This is a genomic window from Photobacterium sp. OFAV2-7 (assembly GCF_022347985.1).
In the GTDB taxonomy this organism is placed as follows: domain Bacteria; phylum Pseudomonadota; class Gammaproteobacteria; order Enterobacterales; family Vibrionaceae; genus Photobacterium.
The window spans coordinates 1-3088 of the sequence record NZ_JAKRFQ010000657.1 but is presented as its reverse complement, the minus strand read 5'-3'; the positions used below and the strand labels follow the sequence as shown (position 1 = coordinate 3088).

The 3088-nt window shown below is 50.7% G+C and carries 3 protein-coding genes and 1 pseudogene; all 4 read right to left on the bottom strand.

Annotated elements, in window-relative coordinates; translation table 11 throughout:
- Positions 1-1120: pseudogene (locus MHN01_RS22540) on the bottom strand (phage tail protein); the annotation flags it as partial.
- 105 nt (positions 1121-1225) lie between these two features.
- Positions 1226-1516, bottom strand: a complete 291-nt coding sequence (locus MHN01_RS22535; RefSeq protein ID WP_239413576.1) for a phage tail assembly protein — start codon at positions 1514-1516, stop codon at positions 1226-1228.
- A gap of 71 nt (positions 1517-1587) precedes the next feature.
- Positions 1588-2103: a phage major tail tube protein gene (locus MHN01_RS22530; RefSeq protein WP_160654868.1), complete on the bottom strand. Its 516-nt coding sequence runs from the start codon at positions 2101-2103 to the stop codon at positions 1588-1590.
- A partial coding sequence (locus MHN01_RS22525; RefSeq protein WP_239413574.1) for a phage tail sheath C-terminal domain-containing protein occupies positions 2103-3088 on the bottom strand: 986 nt, incomplete at its 5' end. The genes MHN01_RS22525 and MHN01_RS22530, both read right to left, overlap by 1 nt.

Below are 3088 nucleotides of genomic sequence, written 5' to 3'. Positions count from 1 at the left end.
CAAGCAGCTTCCCGGTAAGCACGGACGCAACCGCTATTCCTACGGTTTTCCAGCCGCCGAAAAACTGCACAACCCTGTTCACCGTTGCCCCGACATTCCACAGAGCAACAGTGAAGTCTTTTACGCCATACACCAGGCTTTTTACGGTACTGACGATCTCTTGCTTGTTGTTCCGAACAAAGCTGCTGACGGTAACGCCCAAACGTTGAATATCACCAGCCATTTCCCCACCTACGATCCCAGAGATTTCCTGCCATGCAGAAGTAGCTACACTAGTCAGGCTTTTGAACGCGCTGCCATAAGCCTTCGCACCATTGGCCCCCTGTTCAGTAAGCATGTTGAACTTGCGCTGCGTATCCAGCAACTCGTTGAGAGACTTGCCAGTATTGCGGATATAAGTGATAACCTTGTTGCCTTCACCACCAAACAGCATGTCTGCCAACGATGCGGCCTGCTGCTTGTCGGTCACCTTCTCCAGCCGCTGCATGATAAATTCAAACTGGTCGGCGGCTGCCATACCTTCCATCATGGCGGCATCAATGCCGAGAGCACCAAAGACATCCGAAACTGAAGACTGAGCACCAAGTGCTTTGAACTCACCAAACTTATTACTCAGCTCTTCAATCAAGTCTCCGATGTGTTCACCGTCCAGCCCAGCCTGATTGGCTACGCCGTTCCATGCCTTAAAGCGCTCGATGCTCATATCGTAAGACTGGGCCAGACCGACCATAGTGGCGGTTTGCTGGTTGGTAACTGTCATCAGGCCTGTCATGGCCGTGGTGGTTGCCCAGATAGAGCCAATGGCAACAGTTCCAGATGCAGCAATACCTCTGAACCTGCCACCAATGTCAGCAGCACTTTCAAACGCCTCTGCCTTGTCTCTGGCACCATCAATTTCATCACCTAACTGTTTGTAGCGACGGCTTAAGAGAGAAACATCGGCTCCGGCCAGTTTGGATTTTCGGATCTGGTGAGTTAGCTTTCCCTGCTCCCTTTCAAGCTCTTTGACGGTCTTCACCGATTTGCCCATCGACTTATTGAAGGCTGAACCGATTTTCGCAAACGAACTGTCTACTGAACCGCCTAAAGTAACGACAGTTTTAAGATTTTGGTTTACCACTACCTTCATCCTCCTTAGGCAATAGTTCTAAAAATTCGATAAACGCCTTAAACGGCAGCTCCAACAACTCAGAGATCGACCAGCCTGTGTGGCTGGCCAATACGATTAATCCTCGCTGGATGTCTCGTTCTCTGAGTTCTTCTTCCGAAAACCCACAATGACTTCTTGCACCTGCTCATAGTCACTCAAATCCAGCTCTTGAATGAGCTCCGGTTCAACACCAGCAAGTAATGACATCAGATGAACTTCTTTATCTGCAGGCTCTTTATTCTGCTTATCGGCGATCAGCTGATCACGAACCTTAGGGCGACGGATTTCCAGTGTTTCAACTTTTTGTCCCTTATATTCAAAGGGGATATCTAGCATTACTGATTTTGTTTCATTGGGGTATGGCATAAACAATTACCTATAAAAAAAGCCGCATCAGCGGCCTGTTAACAAATTCATTGCGACCTTGGCCGCTCTCATTAGCTCAGTTGCATCAATGCCCGGATACCTTCAAGCGCATCGATACCACCCAACTTACGAACATGGTTAACCGGGTCGATTTCAATCAGCTCAACACCGGAGCGAACCACTTTGTAATAGTCCAGCTTTTGGGTGACTTTCATGGCTTTATCACTCTGATCACCGCCGTCCTGTGTATCACGCTCAATTTTGGTGATCATGCCGCCCAGCTCTTCAACCAGGTCGTAACTGTTACCTTTCAGATCCTGATACGTCGAACGCACTGATACCGCTGTCCGGCTACCCTGACGCAAGCCAAACAGAGGCAGAACGGTGACATCGACACCATAAATCGAGTAACTGGTTTCCATTCCAGCCATGCCAACATCGATTGGGATTGGCATATCCATATCACCCGCCTGAAAATCCTTGGTGATCACTTCGAGTGCCGGTGGTGTGTATTCCTTGGCGTTACCAGCCTTGCCGATTCCATCTACCCAGATGGACCAGCGCTTCAGGATATTGTCTGCTGCCATTAGCCAAATACCTCTTCAAGATAATCATTGTTAATGCGGGAGCGGAACACGATGTGTTCAGCCGGATACGGTGGGCAGAAGTCAAAGTCAAAATACACCAGGCCTTTCTGAATGGTTGCCGGGGAGTTTAGCTCCGGATCGGCCCAGCATTCACCGCCAAGAATCGCGCCGAGTGCTTTTAATTCACGCAGGTAGGCATTCACACCTCCGACGACATCATCGACATACGTTTTGGTGATGTTGCGGTCAACCGCCCACATATGGGAACGCTGCACGCTGTCGTTGATGATGTCTGCCGTCCGGCGAGTCTGTTCGAATGTCCACTTGGGATCGACGCTACAGGTGCGGTTACCCCAGTGTCGAAATCCACCCTCGCGGATGATGGTGCTGACCTTGTTTTCGTTCAGCATATTGGCAGTCGTGTTCGGTTCGCCCAGCGCCCAATCTACTGGCTGGGAGGTTCCCACAATGCCGAAGATCTGGTTATTGGATTTTGACCACCAAAATCCTTTCTCGGCATCAATACGGGCACGCAGGCCTGCTGCTCGAGCAGAGGAAGGCCGGTCGATTTCTTTGGCCTGTTCGGTGTCGAACACTCGTACCCAAGGCCACTGCATTTCAACACGCATCCCAAACTGACGCGCTCGCTTGATCGCATCGGTGTAGCTGGCAGTACGTTTACAGTCTGTATAGGTGATCGCCCGTAATCGGGCTGCTTTGGCCTCCATTTCTGAGGCAACTGCATCTACTTGGCTGAACTCCGGCGCGACCAGAATACGTGGCGTGTAACCAGTTTCCGTCTGGCTATCGAGCCAACCCTGCATGGCTTTGATGATATTTGCCTGAGTCGTGGCATCATCAGCACCTTTTTCAGCCCTGACAACGATAACCAAAGCACCGGTCTGATCAAAAATGTCATCAATCGCCGCGGGCAATGTACCGCCTGTTCCCAAGCCTTTTGCACGCTTACGGCTGCCAGCGACGG

Coding starts and splice junctions, on each gene's coding strand:
- MHN01_RS22535 (WP_239413576.1), bottom strand. CDS start 1,516: ATGCCATACCCCAATGAAACAAAATCAGTAATGCTAGATATCCCCTTT.
- MHN01_RS22530 (WP_160654868.1), bottom strand. CDS start 2,103: ATGGCAGCAGACAATATCCTGAAGCGCTGGTCCATCTGGGTAGATGGA.